Source organism: Streptomyces sp. NPDC093018 (assembly GCF_040684035.1).
GTDB lineage: Bacteria > Actinomycetota > Actinomycetes > Streptomycetales > Streptomycetaceae > Streptomyces > Streptomyces murinus.
On record NZ_JBFBFF010000009.1, the window covers coordinates 201,678 to 220,777 of the forward strand.

The 19,100-nt window shown below is 73.0% G+C and carries 15 protein-coding genes; 7 read left to right on the forward strand and 8 right to left on the reverse strand.

Annotated elements, in window-relative coordinates; genetic code table 11:
* Positions 1–35 precede the first annotated feature (35 nt).
* From AB0N90_RS21495 to AB0N90_RS21510, 4 genes are all read right to left on the reverse strand, one after another.
* The gene (locus tag AB0N90_RS21495; RefSeq protein WP_365198842.1) at positions 36–1,142 is read right to left on the reverse strand and encodes an NAD(P)-dependent alcohol dehydrogenase; all 1,107 of its coding nucleotides are present in this window, start codon (positions 1,140–1,142) and stop codon (positions 36–38) included.
* A gap of 2 nt (positions 1,143–1,144) precedes the next feature.
* Positions 1,145–2,548, reverse strand: a complete 1,404-nt coding sequence (locus AB0N90_RS21500) for an aldehyde dehydrogenase family protein (RefSeq protein WP_365198844.1) — start codon at positions 2,546–2,548, stop codon at positions 1,145–1,147.
* Between the two features lie 8 nt (positions 2,549–2,556).
* Positions 2,557–3,312: a (5-formylfuran-3-yl)methyl phosphate synthase gene (locus tag AB0N90_RS21505; RefSeq protein WP_365199135.1), complete on the reverse strand. Its 756-nt coding sequence runs from the start codon at positions 3,310–3,312 to the stop codon at positions 2,557–2,559.
* 288 nt (positions 3,313–3,600) lie between these two features.
* Entirely contained in the window at positions 3,601–4,140 is a 540-nt protein-coding gene (locus AB0N90_RS21510) for a GNAT family N-acetyltransferase (RefSeq protein WP_365198846.1), read from the reverse strand.
* A 49-nt stretch (positions 4,141–4,189) separates the two neighbouring features.
* Between AB0N90_RS21510 and AB0N90_RS21515 the strand changes: the two genes are divergently transcribed.
* Positions 4,190–4,513 carry a VOC family protein gene (locus AB0N90_RS21515; protein ID WP_365199138.1) on the forward strand — a complete coding sequence of 108 codons (324 nt, stop codon included), beginning with the start codon at positions 4,190–4,192 and terminating at the stop codon, positions 4,511–4,513.
* On the opposite strand, the gene AB0N90_RS21520 is transcribed toward AB0N90_RS21515, so the two are convergent.
* Positions 4,461–5,102 carry a hypothetical protein gene (locus AB0N90_RS21520; RefSeq protein WP_365198849.1) on the reverse strand — a complete coding sequence of 214 codons (642 nt, stop codon included), beginning with the start codon at positions 5,100–5,102 and terminating at the stop codon, positions 4,461–4,463. The two genes, AB0N90_RS21515 and AB0N90_RS21520, sit on opposite strands and share 53 nt — an antisense overlap.
* 159 nt (positions 5,103–5,261) lie before the next feature.
* Here AB0N90_RS21520 and AB0N90_RS21525 point away from each other — a divergent pair, with 159 nt between their 5' ends.
* Entirely contained in the window at positions 5,262–5,615 is a 354-nt protein-coding gene (locus AB0N90_RS21525) for a hypothetical protein (protein WP_361678472.1), read from the forward strand.
* Between the two features lie 167 nt (positions 5,616–5,782).
* Here the strand turns inward: AB0N90_RS21525 and AB0N90_RS21530 are convergent, their stop codons facing one another.
* The gene (locus AB0N90_RS21530; protein WP_365198851.1) at positions 5,783–6,505 is read right to left on the reverse strand and encodes a DUF1990 family protein; all 723 of its coding nucleotides are present in this window, start codon (positions 6,503–6,505) and stop codon (positions 5,783–5,785) included.
* A 6-nt stretch (positions 6,506–6,511) separates the two neighbouring features.
* Entirely contained in the window at positions 6,512–6,724 is a 213-nt protein-coding gene (locus tag AB0N90_RS21535; RefSeq protein WP_365198854.1) for a hypothetical protein, read from the reverse strand.
* A 112-nt stretch (positions 6,725–6,836) separates the two neighbouring features.
* Here AB0N90_RS21535 and AB0N90_RS21540 point away from each other — a divergent pair, with 112 nt between their 5' ends.
* Both AB0N90_RS21540 and AB0N90_RS21545 read left to right on the forward strand, forming a co-directional pair.
* Positions 6,837–7,559: a DUF1990 domain-containing protein gene (locus AB0N90_RS21540; protein WP_365198857.1), complete on the forward strand. Its 723-nt coding sequence runs from the start codon at positions 6,837–6,839 to the stop codon at positions 7,557–7,559.
* Between the two features lie 103 nt (positions 7,560–7,662).
* Positions 7,663–15,999: a type I polyketide synthase gene (locus tag AB0N90_RS21545; protein ID WP_365198860.1), complete on the forward strand. Its 8,337-nt coding sequence runs from the start codon at positions 7,663–7,665 to the stop codon at positions 15,997–15,999.
* Between the two features lie 139 nt (positions 16,000–16,138).
* Here the strand turns inward: AB0N90_RS21545 and AB0N90_RS21550 are convergent, their stop codons facing one another.
* Entirely contained in the window at positions 16,139–17,122 is a 984-nt protein-coding gene (locus AB0N90_RS21550; protein WP_365198862.1) for a zinc-binding dehydrogenase, read from the reverse strand.
* Positions 17,123–17,232: 110 nt separating this feature from the next.
* Here AB0N90_RS21550 and AB0N90_RS21555 point away from each other — a divergent pair, with 110 nt between their 5' ends.
* The 3 genes from AB0N90_RS21555 to AB0N90_RS21565 all read left to right on the forward strand — a co-directional run bounded on the left by AB0N90_RS21555 (position 17,233) and on the right by AB0N90_RS21565 (position 19,027).
* The gene (locus AB0N90_RS21555) at positions 17,233–17,571 is read left to right on the forward strand and encodes a helix-turn-helix domain-containing protein (protein WP_365198864.1); all 339 of its coding nucleotides are present in this window, start codon (positions 17,233–17,235) and stop codon (positions 17,569–17,571) included.
* Positions 17,572–17,687: 116 nt separating this feature from the next.
* Positions 17,688–18,155, forward strand: a complete 468-nt coding sequence (locus AB0N90_RS21560) for a flavodoxin family protein (RefSeq protein WP_365198867.1) — start codon at positions 17,688–17,690, stop codon at positions 18,153–18,155.
* 32 nt (positions 18,156–18,187) lie between these two features.
* Positions 18,188–19,027 carry a PhzF family phenazine biosynthesis isomerase gene (locus AB0N90_RS21565; RefSeq protein WP_365198869.1) on the forward strand — a complete coding sequence of 280 codons (840 nt, stop codon included), beginning with the start codon at positions 18,188–18,190 and terminating at the stop codon, positions 19,025–19,027.
* The last annotated feature ends 73 nt before the right edge of the window (positions 19,028–19,100 follow it).

The following is a 19,100-nucleotide window of genomic DNA, read 5'->3' on the forward strand; positions in this document are numbered from 1 at the left end:
CGGATGCGGTGGTGCCTCGCCGTCGTACGCCTCGCTCATCGGCTTCCTCTCTCCGGGAGCAGTACGGGTTTGACCACGCGGCCCTCGTCGCAGTCGCGTTCGGCCCTGTTGATGTCGGACAGGGGGTAGGTGCGGATCAATTGGTCGAAGGGGAAGCGTCCGGCCTGCCACAGCCCGGTCAGCCGGGGTATCAGCAGCCCCGGTACGGCGTCCCCTTCGCAGATGTGGCGGATGCCGCGGCCGCGGTCCAGCGTGCCCGGTTCGAGCGGCAGCGCGGTGTGGAGGCGTGCCACCAGGCCGAGGCTCCCGGTGGGGCGCAGTGCGCGGAGCGCGTCGTTGATGAGCGGGGGCGAGGCCGTGGTGTCCAGCGCGTACTGCGCGCCGCCGTCCGTCAGCCGCCGGATCCGCTCGGGCAGTCCGGCCGCCTCGGCGGGCAGCGGGATCGCGCCGAACCGTTCGGCCAGGGCCAGCCGTTGGGGATGCCGGTCGACGGCCACGGTCCTCGCGCCGGCGGCGGTGGCCGCCATCACCGCGGCCAGGCCCACCGCTCCCGCGCCGAAGACGGCGAGGGTGTCGCCGGGGCCTGCGCCGAAGGTGTTCAGCACGGCTCCGGCGCCGGTGAGGAAGCCGCAGCCGAGCGGCCCGAGCAGTTCGAGGGGCAGTGCCGGGTCCACTCGTACGGCGTTTCGGGCGGGGACGAGCGCATACCGGGCGAACGAGGACTGGCCGAACCATCGGGGGGCCAGCGCTCCCCCGGCGGCGTCGGTGAGCCGCGGTATGTCCTCCTTGCGTCCTCCGAAGAGGTTGAGGGAGGCGAAGGAGTCGCAGTAGGCGGGGGCCGCGCCGCGGCAGTTGCGGCAGTGCCCGCAGGAGTCGAAGCTCAGTACGACATGATCACCGACGCCGATCGCGGTGTCCGGGCCGCCGCCCGTCCGCACCACGACCCCGGCCCCCTCATGGCCGAGCACCGCGGGCAGCGGGCTGCGGCCGGCCGATCGCCGTACCGCGAGATCGGTACGGCACATCCCGCAGCCCGCGATCTCGACCAGGATCTCGCCGTCCGCGGGTTCCGTGCGCAGGGTCACCTCCTCGATCGTGAACGGGTTCTCGTAGGAGCGCAGTACGGCCGCCTGGAACCGCATCGTCAGTCCTCCCGCGGGCGGTGGACGACGAACGGGCGGAGGTTGCCGTAGAGCCCCCACGGTCCGCCCGCGACGCCGACGCCGCTGTTCTTGATGCCCGCGAAGGGCTGGGCGAGGGACAGCTCGGCATGGTGGTTGATCCAGGCGGTGCCGCATTCGAGCCGGTCGGCGACCGCCTCGGCCCGGTCGGGATCGGTGCCCCATACGGAGCCGCCCAGTCCGAAACCGGTGCCGTTGGCCGCGTCGACGGCTTCGTCGAGGCTCCGGTACGGCAGCACCGGCAGGACCGGTCCGAACTGTTCCTCGGTCACCACCGGGCTGTCGGGCGGGACATCGGTGAGGATCGTGGGGGCGAAGAAGTAGCCCGGTCCGTCCAGTCGTTGACCGCCTGCCGCGGCGCGGGCGCCGTCCGCGAGGGCCTGCTCGGTGACCTGTTCGACCCGGGCCAGCTGGGGGGCGTTGTTGACCGGGCCCAGCCGGGTGTCCGGGTCGAGGCCGGGCCCGACGGCGACGGATTTCGCGCGCTGGGCGAGGGCTTCGACGACCTCGGTGTGCAGCCGGGCCGGGGCGTAGACCCGTTTCACCGCCATGCAGACCTGCCCGCAGTTGCGGAACGCGGCCCAGAACAGCCGGTCCGCGATCCGGTCCACGTCGATGTCGTCCAGCAGCACGGCGGCGTCATTGCCGCCCAGTTCCAGGGTGACCCGGGCGAGCGAGGCCCCGGCCGCCTGGGCGACGGCCCGCCCGGTGGGCACCGAGCCGGTGAAGGTGACATGGCGGATGCGCGGGTGGGAGGCGAGGCGGGCGCCGAGGGGTTCTCGGCCGGTGACGACGGTCAGTACGTCCTCGGGCAGTGCGGTGGCGAGGACGGAGCCGAGCAGTCGGGTGGCGAGGGGCGTGAACGGTGACGGTTTGAGGACCACGGTGTTGCCCGCCGCGAGCGCGGGCGCGAACTTCGCCGCGGCGAGCTGGAGCGGAAAGTTCCACGGCACGATCGCGGCGACGGGTCCGAGGGGGCGCCAGCGGATCTCGCTGTGCACAGGCCGGCCGTCGGGGATCGTCCGGGTTCTGGGCGCCAGGTCGGCGAAGTAGCGCAGGCGGGCCGCCGTACGGGCGATCTCCGCGTACGACTCGGTCAGGGGCTTGCCCTGTTCCCGGGTGAGCAGCCGGGCGAGTTCGTCGCCGGCCGTCTCCACGGCGTCGGCCGCCCCGCGCAGGGCGGTGGTGCGGGCGGCGGGGTCGGCGCGCCAGTCGTGCCAGGCCCGGTAGGACCGGTCGACCACGGCGTCCAACGCGTCCGGCTGCTGGTCGGGGGCCTCGTCGAAGGTCTCCCCGGTCGCCGGATCCACGACGGCGAAGCGCGCGCCCCGGTGTCCGGGGACGCGGTCGGGCTCGGTTGTCGGCATACCGGCGGTCAGTTCACGGCGGGGACGCCGACCGCGTGCTCCTGGGCCTGCCGGTCCATCTCGGCCCGGAAGGCGGCCACCAGATGCGGCTGAATCCTTCCGGCATTGCGGTCGCCGCCCTCGCAGACGGCTCCGCGCACGCCCACGATGTCCGTGCCGATGCGGGTCAGCGGGCCGAGGTCGGCCTGTTTGACGCTGCCCGCGAGGGCGGCGAGCCGACCGGACTCGTGGGCCAGCCGGACGAACTCGGCGCAGATGTCCGGCGGAACATGGTCGAACAGCCGTGTCCCGTCCTTGATGGCGGTGTCGAGCATGGCCGCGTCGGCGCCGGAGCGGGCGGCGATATCGGGTACGGCGAGCGGGTTGACGCAGCCGATGCGGTGCGCGTCGGCGTAGCCGGAGGCGACGACGAGCGCGTCGGGGCGGTGGTCCTTCACCGCGCGTACGACCGCGCGCATGACCTCGATGCCCTGCTCGGGCGTCGTGCATCCGTAGAGGCCGACCTTGATGTACGTGGCACCGGAGACGACCGCGCCGAGCGCCGCCTGGGCCACCGTGCCGGGCTTGTACGGTACGTCGCCCACGGTGGCGGACACCGGTTTGTCGGCCGGTACGGCGTCGCGGATCTCCCTGATGACCCAGGGGAAGTTGGCGCCGAGCGAGCCCTCGTCGGGCTTCTTGACGTCGACGATGTCGAGGTGTTCCGCCGCCTTCGCACAGTCGAGGGCCTCCTCGACGCCGTCCGGGGAGATGAGAAGCAACACCATGAGCTCCTTCCGCCGCAGGTCCGCCCGACCGGGGGTCAGGGGGTGCGGATCACCTGGTTCATGTGCGGTGCGCTCATCATTTCCGGCGCCCATGGGCGCCGGTAGAGCGTGCGGGGTTCCTGCGGGGCGCGCGTGGGTGTGCACAGTGCGCCGCGTGGACCGGCGTGAACCGGCCACTGTCAGCGGCTGGTGGGAGCCGTCCGCCCCCTCGCCGATGGCGACGCCGGGGCGGACGTCCGCTCGCCGCGGGATCAGGCGCTGACCTTCAACGGCGCGTGCTCCGCCTCAACTTGACGGCGCGGCCGGGGAGCGTATGCCGAGCCACTGCTCGGCGTCCCAGGCCTCGAACCGCTCCACCTCGGTGAATCCCAGCTTGGCCGCGAGACGCATCGAGCCGACGTTGGCGCTCTGGGTGTGGAGCACCACCGGCTCCCCGGGAAGCGCGTCTTCGAGCCAGCCGAGCACCGCCGTGCACGCTTCGACGGCGTACCCGAATCCCCATGCCCGCGGCAGGAACAGATAGCCGAGATCGACCTTCCCCGCGGCGGCCGGGCGACTGTGTCCCGGCGCTCGCCTGAGCAGGATCTGGCCGATCATCGATCCGTCGAGATCGACGACGAAGCTGCCGGGCCGGCGCTCGGGCGTCTCGGGCATCTCGCGCTCGAGCTCGTCACGCGGGCGGGGGCCGCCGAGATAGGTGTGCACCTGCGGTGAGGCGAGCAGCTCGATGAACGCCGTACGGTCCCGTGGCTCGGGTTCACGGAGCACGAGCCTCTCGGTTTTGATCGGCTCGGGCGGCCACGTCATGCCTGTCAGATCTTCCACCCGCACAAGCTAACAGGAGGTCAAACCGACCGAACGGAATCGCTCGGCTCTGTCACTCATCATCGACGCCGTCGACCCGGAGCGGCTTGCCGCGTTCTGGTCCGAAGTGCTCGGCAGGCCGATCGTGGGCCGTACGGGGCCCTATGTTCGGCTGCGGCGCGAGAACGACCTGGGGCTGGGTTTCCAGCGGGCCTCCGGGGCCAAGGGCGGCAAGAACCGTATGCACTTCGACGTCAGTTCAGCCGATCCTGAGGGCAATGAATTCTGCGTCATCCCCGAGGGCCCCTTCGAACTCGACGACGAAGGACGCGCGGACTACCTCAGCCGGCCGCCAGTTCCGCCGCCCAGCCATGCCCGGGATGCACACGCGTGAGCCACTCACGGAGACGATCGCGCCGCGCCCGGCTCAACAGCGGGAGGATCCCCTCGAAGTCCGCCCGGTCCTTGGGGCGTGTCGCCTTCGCCTTGAACAGGAGGACCAGTTCCGGGATCAGATAGGGGATCCCGTCCGCGGTCCGCTCGATGATCGCGTCGTACGGCAGCCGCAGGCTCTGGTCCCGTCGGCAGATCCACATCCCGCCGTCATGCGGCTCACGGAAGACATCGAACAGGAACCGGCCACTCGCCGGGTCCCGTAGCCAAGTCTGGTGGGTGGCCGCGAGTTCCTCGGCCCCGGCGCCCGCCCAGATCTTTCCCGAACCCACCGCGTCAAACGTGTACTCGGGGAGGCGGTCCCGAATCTCCGCGAACCCCGCTGCGGGTACCGCGAGTTCCAGGTCACCGTGGGGCCGTGTCTGTTCTCCGCGGAACAGGTCGAGCGCCCACCCCGCCGCGATGCACCAGGGCACGCTGACTCCGTTCAACCGCTGCGCGATCTGCTCCGGGCGCCAGGCATCCGCCCATCGGGCATCGAGTTCGTCCGCGTCGAGAACGACGCCGCCGGGCGGCAGAGATTCGGTCATCGGACCAACCTACTGTCGCGACCCGAACGAGTGACGGCTCTTTCCGGCAGTGACCGGCGCTCCCGGCACAGCAACCCGTTCGAGGGACAAAGCGGCTATCCAGCTATTTTCGGGGCATCGCTGGCACTGACCGTTTCAGCACCCGAAAGAGAGATCCCCGTGTCTGCTCGCTCCCTCACGGCGGCCGTCGGCGCTGCCTGCAGTGCCCTTGTTCTGCTGCTGGCCACGCCGGGTTCGGCCTCGGCGGCAACCGGCCAGTTCCGCTACTCGTACACCACCGCCGAGGGATACGAGGCCGTCGGTTTCCTGAACAACCCCGCGAGCGGCGAGTGCATCAATCTGCATGGCCCCGGTTCCGAGCCGGGATCGGCCGGCCGGGCCCCCAAGAACCGTACGGACGCCACCGCCACCGTCTTCCTCGCCCCCGACTGCGAGGGGGACGTCTACTACACCCTGCGTCCCGGCGCGGGAGCCGGTGACCGGCTCCTCGTGCGGTCCGTCGTCTTCTCCTGACTCCGGATCCGCACCGCCTCCCGGCCTGCCCCGTGTTCGTGACGCCCTGCGCGGGCGAGACGCTGCCATGGCGCACGACACGGGGTGCCCTCGGCTGGATCACCGCGGCGCCGCGTGACCGTACCGGTGCGCGGGCGCGAGTGCGGCGTCCGCGGGGTCGCCGTACCTCAGGCGGGCGAGACCCGGTGGACGGCCAGCGCGTCCAGGCGATGGGGCCGTGCGTCCGAGGGGGCGTACACCAAGTGATCGGCTCTCCGCGCCGGGCGAGGCGGGACGGGCTCGCCGCGCATCGCCGTCTCGACGAACCGCCGCATCCGTTCGCCGCACCTTCGGTAGAACCGCAGTTGGGTGCGGCGGCCGAACAGCCGCCATCCGAGAGCGGTGACCGGGCCCAGTGTGGGCGCTCCCTGGGAATGGCAGGTGACCAGGAAATCCACCGCGCCCGTCCGGCTGTCCTTCACCACCTCGTAGGTGACTTTGCCGCGCTCCAAGTGGCCGTCGAGGGTCTCGTAGGCCCAGCCCCAGACATGGTCGGTGCCGTCGCGCGTCTCGTCGACCACCTCGGTGACCCGTACGCCGCAGTAGAAGTGCAGGCCGTGGAACCTGGCTTCGAGCAGCATGTCACGGCCGAGGAGGGACGCCGCCGGGTCGTACAGCGCACGGACGATCTCCGGCGGCGAGAACTCGTAGTCGCGGACGAGACGGCAGGCGTGCGTCCAGGACCCGCCGGGCGCGGGCGGGCCCGGCGGCTCGGCGGGCAGCGGGATGCGGTGCGTGTCGAGGTTCCACGCGGGACGACGTACCTCGTCGGCCGAGTAGTTGACGGACGCGTCCGCGAGGCCTTGCCATGCTCGTACCGCGTCGAACCGTCCGAAGAGCCGGTCGCCCAAAGGTCATCACTCCGGTTCCCGCAGCGATTCACCGATCAGCCACAGCATCGGTGGCCACAGGCCGACGAAGAGCGCGCGCCGCTCGGCGTTGCCTCGCTGCTCCTGGTCGATGGTCTTCGCGCGCACCCACAGCGACACGCACAGACCGATCGCGGCGAACGAGGCGAGGTGCAGGTGGGCGCTGCGCATGCCCGCTCGGTGCAGCAGCCGGACCACCATGCGCGCCTCCGGGTTCGTCCGCTCGTGTCACACCACTGTGTCATCAGCGCTATACCAGGGTATTCACCTATTCATGCATATGTACGCCCATCCCATGATCTGAGGGGGTCCGATGCCCCGACAGCGCTGGCAGCGGGGGCTGACCGTGCTGGCGCGGTGGTTCCTCGGCACGATGCTTGTCACCTGGCGATATCTCTGGGAGACGACGCCCCTGTACCGTGCCGGGGAGTGCGAGGGCAACGAGCGGGACCGCCCGCCACTGCTTCCTGCCACTGCGGTCGACGACCGGGTGCAGCCGGCCGAGGACGGCTGCGGTCCCCTGTTCCATCGGGTCTTCCGGGTGCGTATCGCCGGGGCCGATGTCGACGGCGCCCGGCTCGTCGAGCACGTCTGCCGTCATTTCGAGCACTTCGTGCCGTCGGAGGTGGTCGGGATCCGCGCGGGTGAGCTGCGCGCCCAGGGTCTGGATGTCGCGGACGAGCTGCTCGTGGAGATGCCGGGCCCCTGGAACGGCCCGGTGCGGGTCCTCCGCCGCGACCGGGGGTTGCTGCACCTGGTGACGCTACGCGGTCACATGGAAGCCGGGCAGGTGCGGTTCCGCGCGTACGAGGACGGTGACCTGCTCGTGTTCGAGATCGAGTTGTGGGCACGCGCCGCCACCCGTCTGGTGCACGTCCTCTACTCGTACCTGCGTGTGGCGAAGGAGATCCAGCTCAATATGTGGGTCCGTTTCTGTCTGTCCGCGGTCGCGGACTCGGGCGGCCGGCTGGTGGACGGCGTGCACATCCGCACCCGTCGGCTCCGCCCGTCTCGCTCGACACCGATGGAGGGGTGAGGGGTACCCCCTCGCTGAACCCCCCTTCCGGGACCGGACCTTCGGCAACCAGGTCGATCGTGCGGCCGTCCTCAACGACGGGTCGTCTCAAGGAGGTCATGCGGTGGTCACGCACGCCGATGTCGTCAAGCCGCTGCCGGAACTGCTCGGGGATCACGCTCGCCGTCTCGGGGACAAGGCCTGTTTCCAGGACCGGTTCAGGCAGCTGACCTACCGGGAGCTGGCGGAGCGTACCGCGCGGCTCGCCGGTCATCTGGTGGGGCTCGGGGTGGCGCGCGGTGACCGGGTGGCCGTGCTGCTCGGCAACCGTGTCGAGGCGGTCGAGAGCCTGCTGGCCGTCACCCGGGCGAGCGGCGTGGGCGTGCCGCTGGACCCGGGGGCTTCGGAGGAGGAGCTGGCCCGCTTGCTGGACGACAGCGGGGCGCGGGTACTCATCACCGACGACGCCTGTCCGGCACGGCGGCGCGCGCTGTCGATCCGCCCCGGCCTGACCGTGGTTGTGGCCGAGGGCAGCGCCGAGGACGGCGGCGGGAGCACGGCCGCGCACGCGGACGACGAGGAGGCGGCGAACGACTCCGGCCCGGACGGGGACCGGCCCGCCGCCGCCAACCCCCCGCTGTCGTACGAGGACTTGGCGGGCACGGAGCCTAGGACGCCTCCCCGGGACGATCTCGCGCTGGACGAAGTGGCCTGGCTGCTCTACACCTCGGGCTCCTCCGGCGTGCCCAAGGGTGTTCTGTCCACACAGCGCAACCGCCTCTCGCCGGTCGCGACGGGCCTCGTCGGTGTCCTGGATCTGTCCGAACGGGACCGTGTGCTCTGGCCGTTGCCCCTCCATCACGCGATGAGCCAGATCGTGTGCTTCCTCGGGGTGGTCGCGGTGGGCGCGAGCGCGGTGCTGCTGCCCCGGTTCTCGGTGGCGGGTGTACTCGGTGAACTGCGCGGCGAAGACGCCTCGTTCACCTTGCTCGGCGGGGTCCCGACCACATACTCCGCGCTGCTCGACGCGGTCCGGGGCGAGGAGGACGGCGTCGGTCTCGGCGCCCCCGCGCTGCGGGGCTGCGTCAGCGGTGGTGCCGCGGCGGGGCCCGGGTTCCGTGAGTCCTTCGAGGCGGTCTGCCGCGCCCCCTATCTGGAGCACTACGGCAGCACGGAGGCGGGCCCGGTCACCATGGCGGGGCCGGGCGAGGCGACGGCGGACGGGGCGTGCGGCCGGGTGCTGCCCGGGACCCGGGTCCGGGTCGGCGGGGCTGCCGACGGGCGGGACACGGGCGAGGGCGAATTATGGGTCAACGGGCCCGGGATCATGGCCGGTTACCACGGGCGGCCGGAGGCGACCGCGGAGGTGCTGCACGACGGCTGGCTGCGCACGGGCGACCTGGTCAGGATCGCTGCCTCCGGTGAACTGGTGATCACCGGCCGGGCGAGCGACCTGATCATCCGGGGCGGGGTGAACATCCATCCCTCGGAGGTGGAGGCGGTACTGCGACGGCTTCCGGGGGTGGCGGACGCCGCCGTGGCCGGGCGCCCGCACCCGGTCTTCGGCGAGGTGCCGGTCGGCTATCTGGTCGCCGTGCCCGGCGGCGACGCGCTGGACAGGGGGCGCGTCCTCGCCGCCTGCCGTGCACTGTCCGCCACCAAGGTGCCGGTCGAGCTGTTCGAGGTGCCGGGCATTCCCCGTACCGCCTCCGGGAAGATCCTGCGCCGGGACCTCGCCGGGCTGCCCGCACGGGCCTTGGGCTCGGAGGCCGCCGCGGAGTCCGTACGGCGGGGGACCCGCGAGCCCACCGGCCCGCGCCGGCCGGCGTCGGAGGACCTGCTGGCCCTGGTGCGCGGCGAGGTGGCGGCCGTGCTCGGGTGTACGCCTCAGGCCGTGGAGCCGAGCACCGCGCTGCGGGACCTGGGGATGGACTCGCTGACGGCGACGGTGTTGCGGGAGCGGCTGTCGGCGGTGACCGGGCTGCCGCTCTCCGAGGCCGTCGCGTTCGACTTCCCGACGGCCGACGCGCTCGCCGCCCACCTCAAGGAACGCACGGTCGCCGCGCCCGCCGGTGCCGGGCCCGTGCGCCGGACGGCGGTGCGGTCGGACGACGACCCCGTGGTGATCGTGGGGATGGCGTGCCGCTTTCCCGGGGAGGTGGCCTCTCCGGAGGATCTGTGGCGGCTGGTCGCCGACGGGAGGGACGCCGTCGGCCCCTTCCCCACCGACCGGGGCTGGGACACCCGGGCGCTGTACGACCCGGATCCCGGACGGCCCGGACGGACGTACGTACGCGAGGGCGGTTTCCTCTCCGGCGTGGACCGCTTCGACCCCGGTTTCTTCGGCATCTCCCCCCGCGAGGCGCCGGCCATGGATCCGCAGCACCGGCTGCTGCTCGAAGCGGCTTGGGAGGCCTTCGAGTACGCCGGTCTCGTCCCCGCCACGCTGCGCGGCTCGGCGACCGGGGTGTACGTCGGGCTGATGTACAGCGACTACGCCCGCCGACTGACCAGGACGCCCGAGCAGGTCGAGGGGTACCTCGGCCTCGGCAACGCCGGAAGCGTCGCCTCGGGTCGTATCGCGTACACCTTCGGGCTGGAGGGCCCGGCCCTCACGGTGGACACGGCGTGTTCCTCGTCCCTGGTGGCCCTGCATCTGGCGGCCCAGGCGCTGCGCCGGGGTGAGTGCGCCTTCGCGTTGGCCGGGGGCGCCACGGTGATGTCGGGGCCCTCGTCGTTCGTGGAGTTCAGCCGCCAGCGGGCGCTGGCACCGGACGGCCGCTGCAAGGCGTTCGGTGCGTCCGCCGACGGCACGGGGTGGGCCGAGGGCGCCGGAATGCTGCTGCTGACCCGGTTGTCGCAGGCGCGCCGCGCGGGGCTTGCGGTGCTGGCCGTGGTGCGCGGTTCGGCGGTGAACCAGGACGGCGCGAGCAACGGGCTGACCGCGCCGCACGGACCGGCGCAGCAGCGGGTGATCCGGCAGGCGCTCGCGGACGCGGGGCTGGCCCCGGGGGACATCGACGCGGTGGAGGCGCACGGCACCGGCACCCGGCTGGGGGACGTCATCGAGGCGGAGGCGTTCTTCGCGACGTACGGGCGCGATGCGCGGCGGCGTCCCCTCCTGCTGGGCTCGGTGAAGTCGAACATCGGTCACACCCAGGCCGCCGCCGGAGTGGCCGGTGTGATCAAGATGGTGCAGGCGATGCGGTACGGCGTGCTGCCGCGCACACTGCACGCCGATGAGCCGACCCCTCGCGTCGACTGGTCCTCGGGGCGGATCGCGCTGCTGACCCGGGCGGTGGAGTGGCCTGCGGGGGATCGTCCACGCCGGGTGGGGGTGTCGTCCTTCGGCATCAGCGGCACCAACGCCCATGTGGTCCTCGAAGAGCCTCCGGGGCCCGCGCGGGAGGGTACGACACCCACCGGACCGGAGCCCACGACCCCCGCCGCACGGCCCGCAGTGGCCCTTCCCGTGTCGGCCAGGACCGTGCAGGCACTGCGCGCCCAGGCACAACGGCTGTACGACCATGCGGTCGCCGCCCCCGACGCGTCTCTGATGGACCTCGGATACTCGCTCGCCACCACGCGCGCCCGCTTCGAGCACCGGGCCGTGGTGGTGGCCCGGGACCGTTCCGAACTGCTCGGCTCCCTGCGGGCGTTGACGGCGGGCGACGATCGGCCCGGAGTACACCGGGGCACATCCCGCAGCCGGAGCCGGGTCGCCCTGCTGTTCACCGGTCAGGGCAGCCAACGCGTCGGCATGGGCCGTGAGTTGTACGCGTCGCGCGATCTGCACCCCGCCTTCGCCCGCTCACTGGAGGAGTGCTGCGCCCTGCTCGACCCGTTGCTGCCGGTACCCCTGCGGGACGTCATGTTCGCCGCGCCCGGTACGGAGGCCGGCGAGCTGCTGCGGACGACCCGGTTCGCGCAGCCGGCGCTCTTCGCCCTGGAGACGGCCCTGTTCCGGCAGTTCGAGGCCTGGGGGGTGCGCCCCGGTCTGGTGGCCGGGCATTCGGTGGGCGAGGTGACGGCGGCCCATGTCGCCGGGGTGCTGTCCCTCGCGGACGCGTGCACGCTGGTGGCGGCCCGCGGCAGGCTGATGGACGCGCTGCCGTCGGGCGGCGGGATGGCGGCGGTGGCCGCGAGCGCGGACGAGGTGGCCGCGCATCTCGCCGGGACCGAGTGTGCGGCGGAGATCGCCGCGGTCAACGGGCCCGCCTCGGTGGTCGTGTCCGGTGACGAGGAGGCGGTGCGGGAGGTGGCCGAGCACTTCCGGGCGCGGGGCCGTTCGGTGACTCCGCTGCGGGTCGGCCATGCGTTTCACTCCGCTCGGATGGAGCCCGTACTGGCCGACTTCGCGGACGTGGTACGTCATCTGTCCTTCACCGCACCCCGGTTGCCGCTGCTCACCGCCGTCGCGGACCGGGCGGCCACCGACGAGGAGCTGTGCACACCGGACTTCTGGGTGGACCATGTCCGCCGTCCGGTCCGCTTCGCGGATTCCATGGCGTATCTGGGTGAGCAAGGCGCCACGCATTACGTCGAGTTGGGGCCGGACGGGGTGCTCACCGGTCTGGTGCGGGACTGCCTCTCGGCGACCGGAGCGTCCCCGGCCCACCCGGCAGCAGGCGATGGTGAGCAGTACCCCGAACTACCGCTGGTCCTGCCGACTCTGCGCACATCACGCCCGGAGGCGGACGCCCTGCTCGACACGCTGGCCGCGCTGCACGCGCACGGCGTCCCCGTCGACTGGCCGGCCGTCTTCGCCGGGCGCGGCGGGCGGCGCGTCGCACTGCCCACGTACGCCTTCCAGCGCCGCCGGTACTGGCTGGAGGCCACCGCCAGGGAGCCTGCGCCGGTCATCCCGGCGGCCGAGGCCACTCACCCCCTCCTGCGGTCGTACACCGCCACCGCCGACGACGACGGTCTGCTGCTGAGCGCGGTGCTCTCGGTGTCCGAGCAGCCGTGGCTCGCCGACCATGTGGTGGCCGGGGAGATCCTGCTACCGGCGACCGCGTTCCTCGACATGGCCCTGCACGCCGGTGAGTTGGCGGGCACGGCCGTCCTTGAGGAGCTGGTCCTGGCCGCGCCGCTGCCGTTGCCGTCGGACGGCGCGGTCGCCCTGCAGGTCAAGGTGGCGGGTCCGGACGGCGCGGGACGACGGGCCGTGTCCTTCCACTCCCGGCGGCACACCGCGGCAGGGGACGAGCCCTGGGTCCGGAACGCCGTCGGGACGCTCTCCTCGACGCTGGCCCCCATGGCGGCCGGGATCGAGAACGCGCCCTGGCCGCCGGAGGGAGCGGTGCCCATGCGGGCCGACAGTCCGGGCACCGGCTCGTACGACCGGCTGGCCGCCGACGGGCTGCGCTACGGCCCCGCCTTCCGGGGCCTGCGTGCCGCCTGGAGGCGAGGGGCGGAATTGTACGCCGACGTCGAGTTGCCGGAAGCGGTCCGGGCGCCGCAACCGGGGGCGGACGGACCGGAGTTCGTCCTGCACCCCGCGCTGCTCGACGCGGCACTGCATGTCCGGGCCCTGGACGGCCTCCTCCCGGACGGCTCCGGGGCGGACGCTCCGGCAGCCCACGGGCTGTCCCTCCCTTTCGCCTTCGGCGGCGTGCGCGTGCACACCACCGGAGTACGGCGCCTGCGGGTTCGGGTGGCCCCGGGACCCGACGGGCAGACCCAGGTGGAACTGGCCGATGAGGCGAACTCACCGGTGGCGACGATCCGTTCGCTCACACTCCGGCCCCTGCCGCGTGCCGACTCGGCGACGACGGACGTGCTCACGGGCGCTCTCCACCGTACGGAGTGGGTGCCGCTGACCGAACCGCCCGCACCTGTGGCGATGCCTCGCTGGGGGGTTCTGGGTACGGCGGGTACCCGGCTGGTGGACGCCCTCGCGCCGCCGGGTTCCGGCATCCCCATGTACCCGGGCCCTGCGGCGTGCGACGCGTCGTCGGACATCGTCCTGGCGCCGTGCCCGCCGCCCGACACGAGCGGCGACCCGGGGGACCGGGCCGCCGAGTTGCTGCGGACGGCGGACCGGGCGCTGAAGCTCGTACAGGAGTGGCTCGCAGAGCCGCACCTGTCCCGCGCGCGGCTCGTCCTCGTGACGTCCGGTGCCGTCGCTTCGGCCGCCGACGGTGGCCCCACGGACGCTGCCGCCGGCCGTGAGGGCGACGGCCGGCCCGGTGGGACGGCGGCCGTACCGGCGCACACACCGGTGTGGGGGCTGATCCGCTCGGCCCTGCGCGAGAACCCGGGCCGCTTCGCCCTGATCGACATGGATGAACACCCCGACTCCTGGGGCGTGTTGCCCGCACTGCCGGCCGCCCCGGTGGCGGAGGCGGCCGTACGCCGGGGGACGGTGTACGTACCGAAGCTGGTGCGACTGGCCGAGGCCGCACCGGAGTCGCGGCGGCGACGGCCGCTCGACCCGGAGGGCACCGTCCTGGTCACCGGCGGCACCGGATCCCTCGGCATGCTGGTGGCACGGCACTTGGTCACCGCCCATGGCGTTCGTCATCTGCTGCTCGTCGGCCGACGCGGGCCGGACGCCCCGGGGGCCCGGGAACTCGTCGCGGAGTTGAGCGGGGCGGGCGCCCAAGTGGCCGTGCGCGCCTGCGACGTAGCGGATCGTGCCGCGCTCGCCGCCCTGCTCGACGCGGTACCGGCGGCCCACCCGCTGACCGGCGTCGTACACACCGCGGGGGTGCTGGACGACGGCGTCGTCACCGCGCTCACCCTCGACCGGCTGAGGCGGGTGCTGCGCCCCAAGGCGGACGCCGCGCTCGCCCTGCACGAGCTGACCCGTGGCCGCGACCTGGCCCTGTTCGCGCTGTTCTCCTCGGTGGCGGGCACCTTCGGCTCCGCAGGCCAGGCCAACTACGCCGCCGCCAACTGCGTGTTGGACGCCCTGGCACGGCACCGCGCCCGGCTCGGACTGCCCGGTACGTCGATCGCCTGGGGCCCCTGGCGGCAGGACGACGGCATGATGGCGCACCTGGACGACGCGGACCTGCGGCGGATGGCCCGTGCCGGGTTCGCCCCGCTCGGTCCTGAGGAGGGCCTGGCCCTCTTCGACGCCGCCGTGGCCGGTGACGAACCCGTGGTGGTGGCGGCCCGTCTCGCTCCGGCCGTCCTCCGTGGCGCCGACCCCGCGGTGGGACGGGACCGGAGCCGTGCCGCCGACGGAGACAGGGGCGGGGCCCGACTCGGCGTGGCATCGACCGCCGCTTCCCCTCGCGAGCAGGCCAAGATGCTGCTCACCGAGGTCCGGGCCCTGGCGGCCCGCGTCCTGGGTCACGCGGACGGGGTGAGCGAGATCGCCGAGGACGCCCTGCTCGCGGACCTGGGGCTGGACTCCCTGGCCGCGGTCGATCTGCGCAATGAGCTCGCGGCGAGAACGGGGCTGGCGCTGCCGACCACGCTGCTGTTCGACTTCCCGACGCCACGCGCGCTCGCCACCGAGCTGGCGCGACGGTACGCCGCCGAGGCCCCTTCCCCTGGCGTCACATCCGATGACCAGGCAGGGCCCGGAACCGTCGATGCTCCGGCTGCCCCGGGCCAAGTAGGCGACGGCCAGGACGTGTTCGGCCCCTCCGATGCCCACGGCCCACAGGCCGCCGACGCGCCGAACGCCGACGAGGCTCCGGACTCCCTGGGCGCTCTCTTCCGCACCGCATGTGCCCGGGGGCGCACCTGGGACGGCATGGTGCTCCTCACCGTCGCCGCGCGCCTGCGCCCGGTGTTCGACAGGACCGGTGCGCGCGATGCGGCACACGAACCCGTCATGCTCACGGCGGGCGGTACGGGGGCCCGGCTGGTCTGCTCCCCCGCGCTCAGCGCGGTGTCGGGACCGCAGGAGTACGCGCGCCTCGGTGCCGGTCTGCGCGGGCTGCGACCGGTCTCCGCCGTACGGCACCCCGGGTTCGAGCCCCGCGAGGCGCTGCCCGCCACGCTGGACGCCCTGGTCACCGCCCAGGCCAGGGCCGTTCGCGCCGCCGCGGCCGATGGCCCGCTGGTACTGCTGGGGCGGTCGGCCGGCGGCTGGGTGGCCCATGCCGTGGCCGAACGTCTGGAGTCCGAGGGGGCGGGCCCGGCGGCCGTGGTCCTGCTGGACACCTATCCCCCGGGGCACGGCGACCGGGATCGGGCGCTCTCCGCGATGACGTCCGACATGCTGCGCCGGGCGGCGGCATTCGCCTCCGCGAGCCCCGGCCGGCTCACCGCGATGGCCGGATACTTCGAGCTCTTCGACGGCTGGAAGCCCGCGCCGCTCGCCTGCCCCACCCTGTACGTACGGGCCCAGGACCCCCTGCCCGGCGCCGAGCCCGCCCCGGCCTGGAGCCTGCCGCACGCCGAGATCACCGTGCCAGGGGACCACTTCACCATGCTGGAGGAGCATGCTCGCACCACCGCGGTCGCCGTCCATCAGTGGCTGGGGGACGGGCCGGTCTGAGGGGGTACGGCGGGGAGGGACGGGGGCGGGGGCACGTACGGGCGGGCCGCCGAGCGGTATTGCACCCCCCTCTCGGCACCCCGCCCCCTCGCCACCGCCGGCATCAGCCTCCGCCGAACAGCGGAACCCGCTGCCCCGCTCACCCCACCCGAACGACGTACTTCCCGACCCCCGCGCCCTTCGCCATGAGGTCGTGCGCGGCCGGTACTTCGGCGAGCCCGGGGATTTCGGTGACCGGCAGGTCGAGGCGGCCGTCGGCGAGCGGTTCCAGTACCCGGCGGATCGCCCGCGCGACCTTGGCCGGGGCGCTCGCCGCCAGGCCCTTGTGGCTGAAGCCGGTGAGGGTGAGGTTCCCGGCGAGCAGCCGGCCCGCCGGTGGGAGGGCGTCGATCGCGCCGCCGCCCGCGTTGCCGAAGAGCACGATCCGCCCGCCGGGCACGGTGACATCGAGGTCAAGCCCCAGAGCCTCGGTGCCCAGCGGGTCGAGGACGAGGTCGACGCCCTGGCCGTCCGTGGCGCCGAGAAGTGCCTCGCGCAGCGCCTCGTCCCGAGGGAAGACGGCGCCGTAACCCGCCTTCAGCGCCTCCGCCGCCTTTTCGGGGCGGCCCACGGTGCCGATCAGCCGACCGCCGCCCAGCGCGGGTACCAACCGGGCGATCGCGGCGCCGATCCCGCCGGAGGCCGAGTGCACGAGCACGGTGTCCCCCGCGGTGAAGCGGCCCGCGTCGGTGAGCAGCAGCATGGCCGTGGTGAGCCCCAGGGGCACGGCGCCGGCCTGCCGTAGGCCGACTCCGGGCGGTACCGGCACCGTGAGGGCCGCCTCGGCGACGACCACCTGCGCCAGTCCCCCGCCCGCGGGGGCGGCCACCACCCGGTCGCCGACGGCAAGCCCGGTGACCCCCTCGCCGAGCGCGCGTACCGTGCCCGCCACCTCCCTGCCGGGCAGGTACGGCCACTTCGGGACATAGCCCGCGTCACCCCGACGGGCCATCACATCAACGAAATTGAGCCCCGCGTAGGCCACCGAAACGGACACCTGCCCGGGTCCGGGCACGGGCTCCGCGATCTCCCGGATCTCCGAGTTCTCCGACCCACCCGGTGCGGTCATGACCAGTGCGCGCATACCGAACTCCCCCTGTTGCGACCCTAGTACGATGTTCTACGAACGTCGAATGACGAGCGACGCTCATGACACCACACTTATTCGATGAATGTCGAACATGGAGCCCGCACATGGCCCGCGCCAGCCGCCGAGCAGCCCTCACGCACCCCGAGCCCGAAGAGATCGATCTGTTCGACGTGTTGCACGCGCTCTCCGACCCCACCCGGATGACCATCGTGCGCACGCTCAGCACCGAGCCCGAGCGCGCCTGCGGCACCTTCCCCGTGGAGGTCGCCCCCTCCACCCTCAGCCACCACTTCAAGGTGCTCCGCGAAGCCGGCCTGATCCATCAGCGGGAAGAGGCCAATCGGCGGCTGACCGCGCTGCGCGCCGCCGAACTCGAAGCACGCTTCCCGGGCATGCTCGCGGCGATCCTTGCGGCATACGACCGCTCGCCGGAGGCCCGATAGCCAGTCCGGGATGCGGTTCATGCCCGCGATGTGGGCGCCGTCACGCTCACGGGATGTCACATCCGATGCCGCCGCACCGGTCCTTTCCACTGGAAGCGAGAGAAGGGATCGTGAGGATGAAGAGCGTCATCGTGTGTGCCTCCGTGTCGCACGGCAATACGCGTCGCGTCGCCGACAGCATGGCCCAGGTGCTGGGCGCGAGGGTCGTCTCCCCCGGGCAGGCCGACCCGGCGGAGCTGGCCGACGCCGACCTGGTGGGATTCGGCTCTGGCGTCTTCTACAGCAGGCTCCATCCCGACCTGGTGTCCTTCGTCAAGGGGCTTCCCACCGGGCGGGGCCGGGCGTTCGTGTTCGCCACCAGCGGGCTGCCGGAGATCCCGCTGATGTCTTTCACCCGCCCCCTGGTCCGGCTCCTGGAGGGCAAGGGCTTCGAGGTGGACGGGAGTTTCGCGTGCCGGGCGTTCGACACGTGGGCGCCCTTCAAGCTCGTCGGCGGTATCAACAGGCAGCGTCCGAACGCCGGGGACCTGGCCGCCGCGCGGGCGTTCGCCGGGCGGCTGCGGACCGGGCGAGGACACCTTTGACTACCCGATGACGGAGCGTCTACGTTCGCCCGATGGACATCCTGCGCTACGTGGCCTTCAGCAGCGACCCCCTGGGCGGGAACCCGGCGGGTGTGGTGCTGGACGCCGCCGGGCTCGACGAGGCGACGATGGCCGCCGCCGCAGCCGAAGTCGGCTACTCGGAAACGGCGTTCGCTGTCGCGCGTCCCGACGGGTCGCTCGACATCCGGTACTTCAGTCCTCAGGCCGAGGTCCCGTTCTGCGGCCACGCCACCATCGCGACGGCCGTCGCACACGCCTCCCGGCACGGCGTCGGCCGCCTGCTGCTGCACACCAAGGCGGGGCCCGTCCCCGTCACCACTTCGACCGCCCCGGACGGTTCGGTGACGGCCACGCTGGTCAGCGTGGAGCCCCGTACGACGGACCTCTCCGACGCCGATCTCGGCGAACTCCTCACCGCCCTGCGCTGGTCCGCCGCCGACCTCGACCCGGCCCTGCCGCCGCAGGTCGCCTACGCCGGCGCCTGGCATCCGGTCATCGCCACCGCCGACCGGGCTCGGCTGGCCGATCTCGACTACGACATGCCCGCGCTCAACGCCCTGATGGCGCGCCGGGATTGGACGACGATCGCCCTCGTGTACCGCGAGTCGGACACCGTCTTCCACGCCCGCAATCCCTTCCCGCCGGGCGGCGTCGTCGAGGACCCGGCCACCGGAGCGGCGGCCGCGGCCTTCGGCGGATACCTCCGCGGCAACGGGCTCGTCGCGCCGCCCGCCGTGGTGACCATCCACCAGGGCGTGGACATGGGCCGCCCGAGCCTCCTGAGGGTGGAGATCCCCGCGGATCCGTCCAGCGGCATCGAGGTGACGGGCACGGCGGTCCCCATCTCCTGAACGCGCCCCGTCGCCCGATCGTCGCGGCCATCGCCGCCCCGGGCGAATCCGGTCGCGGACGCCTCGACGCCGC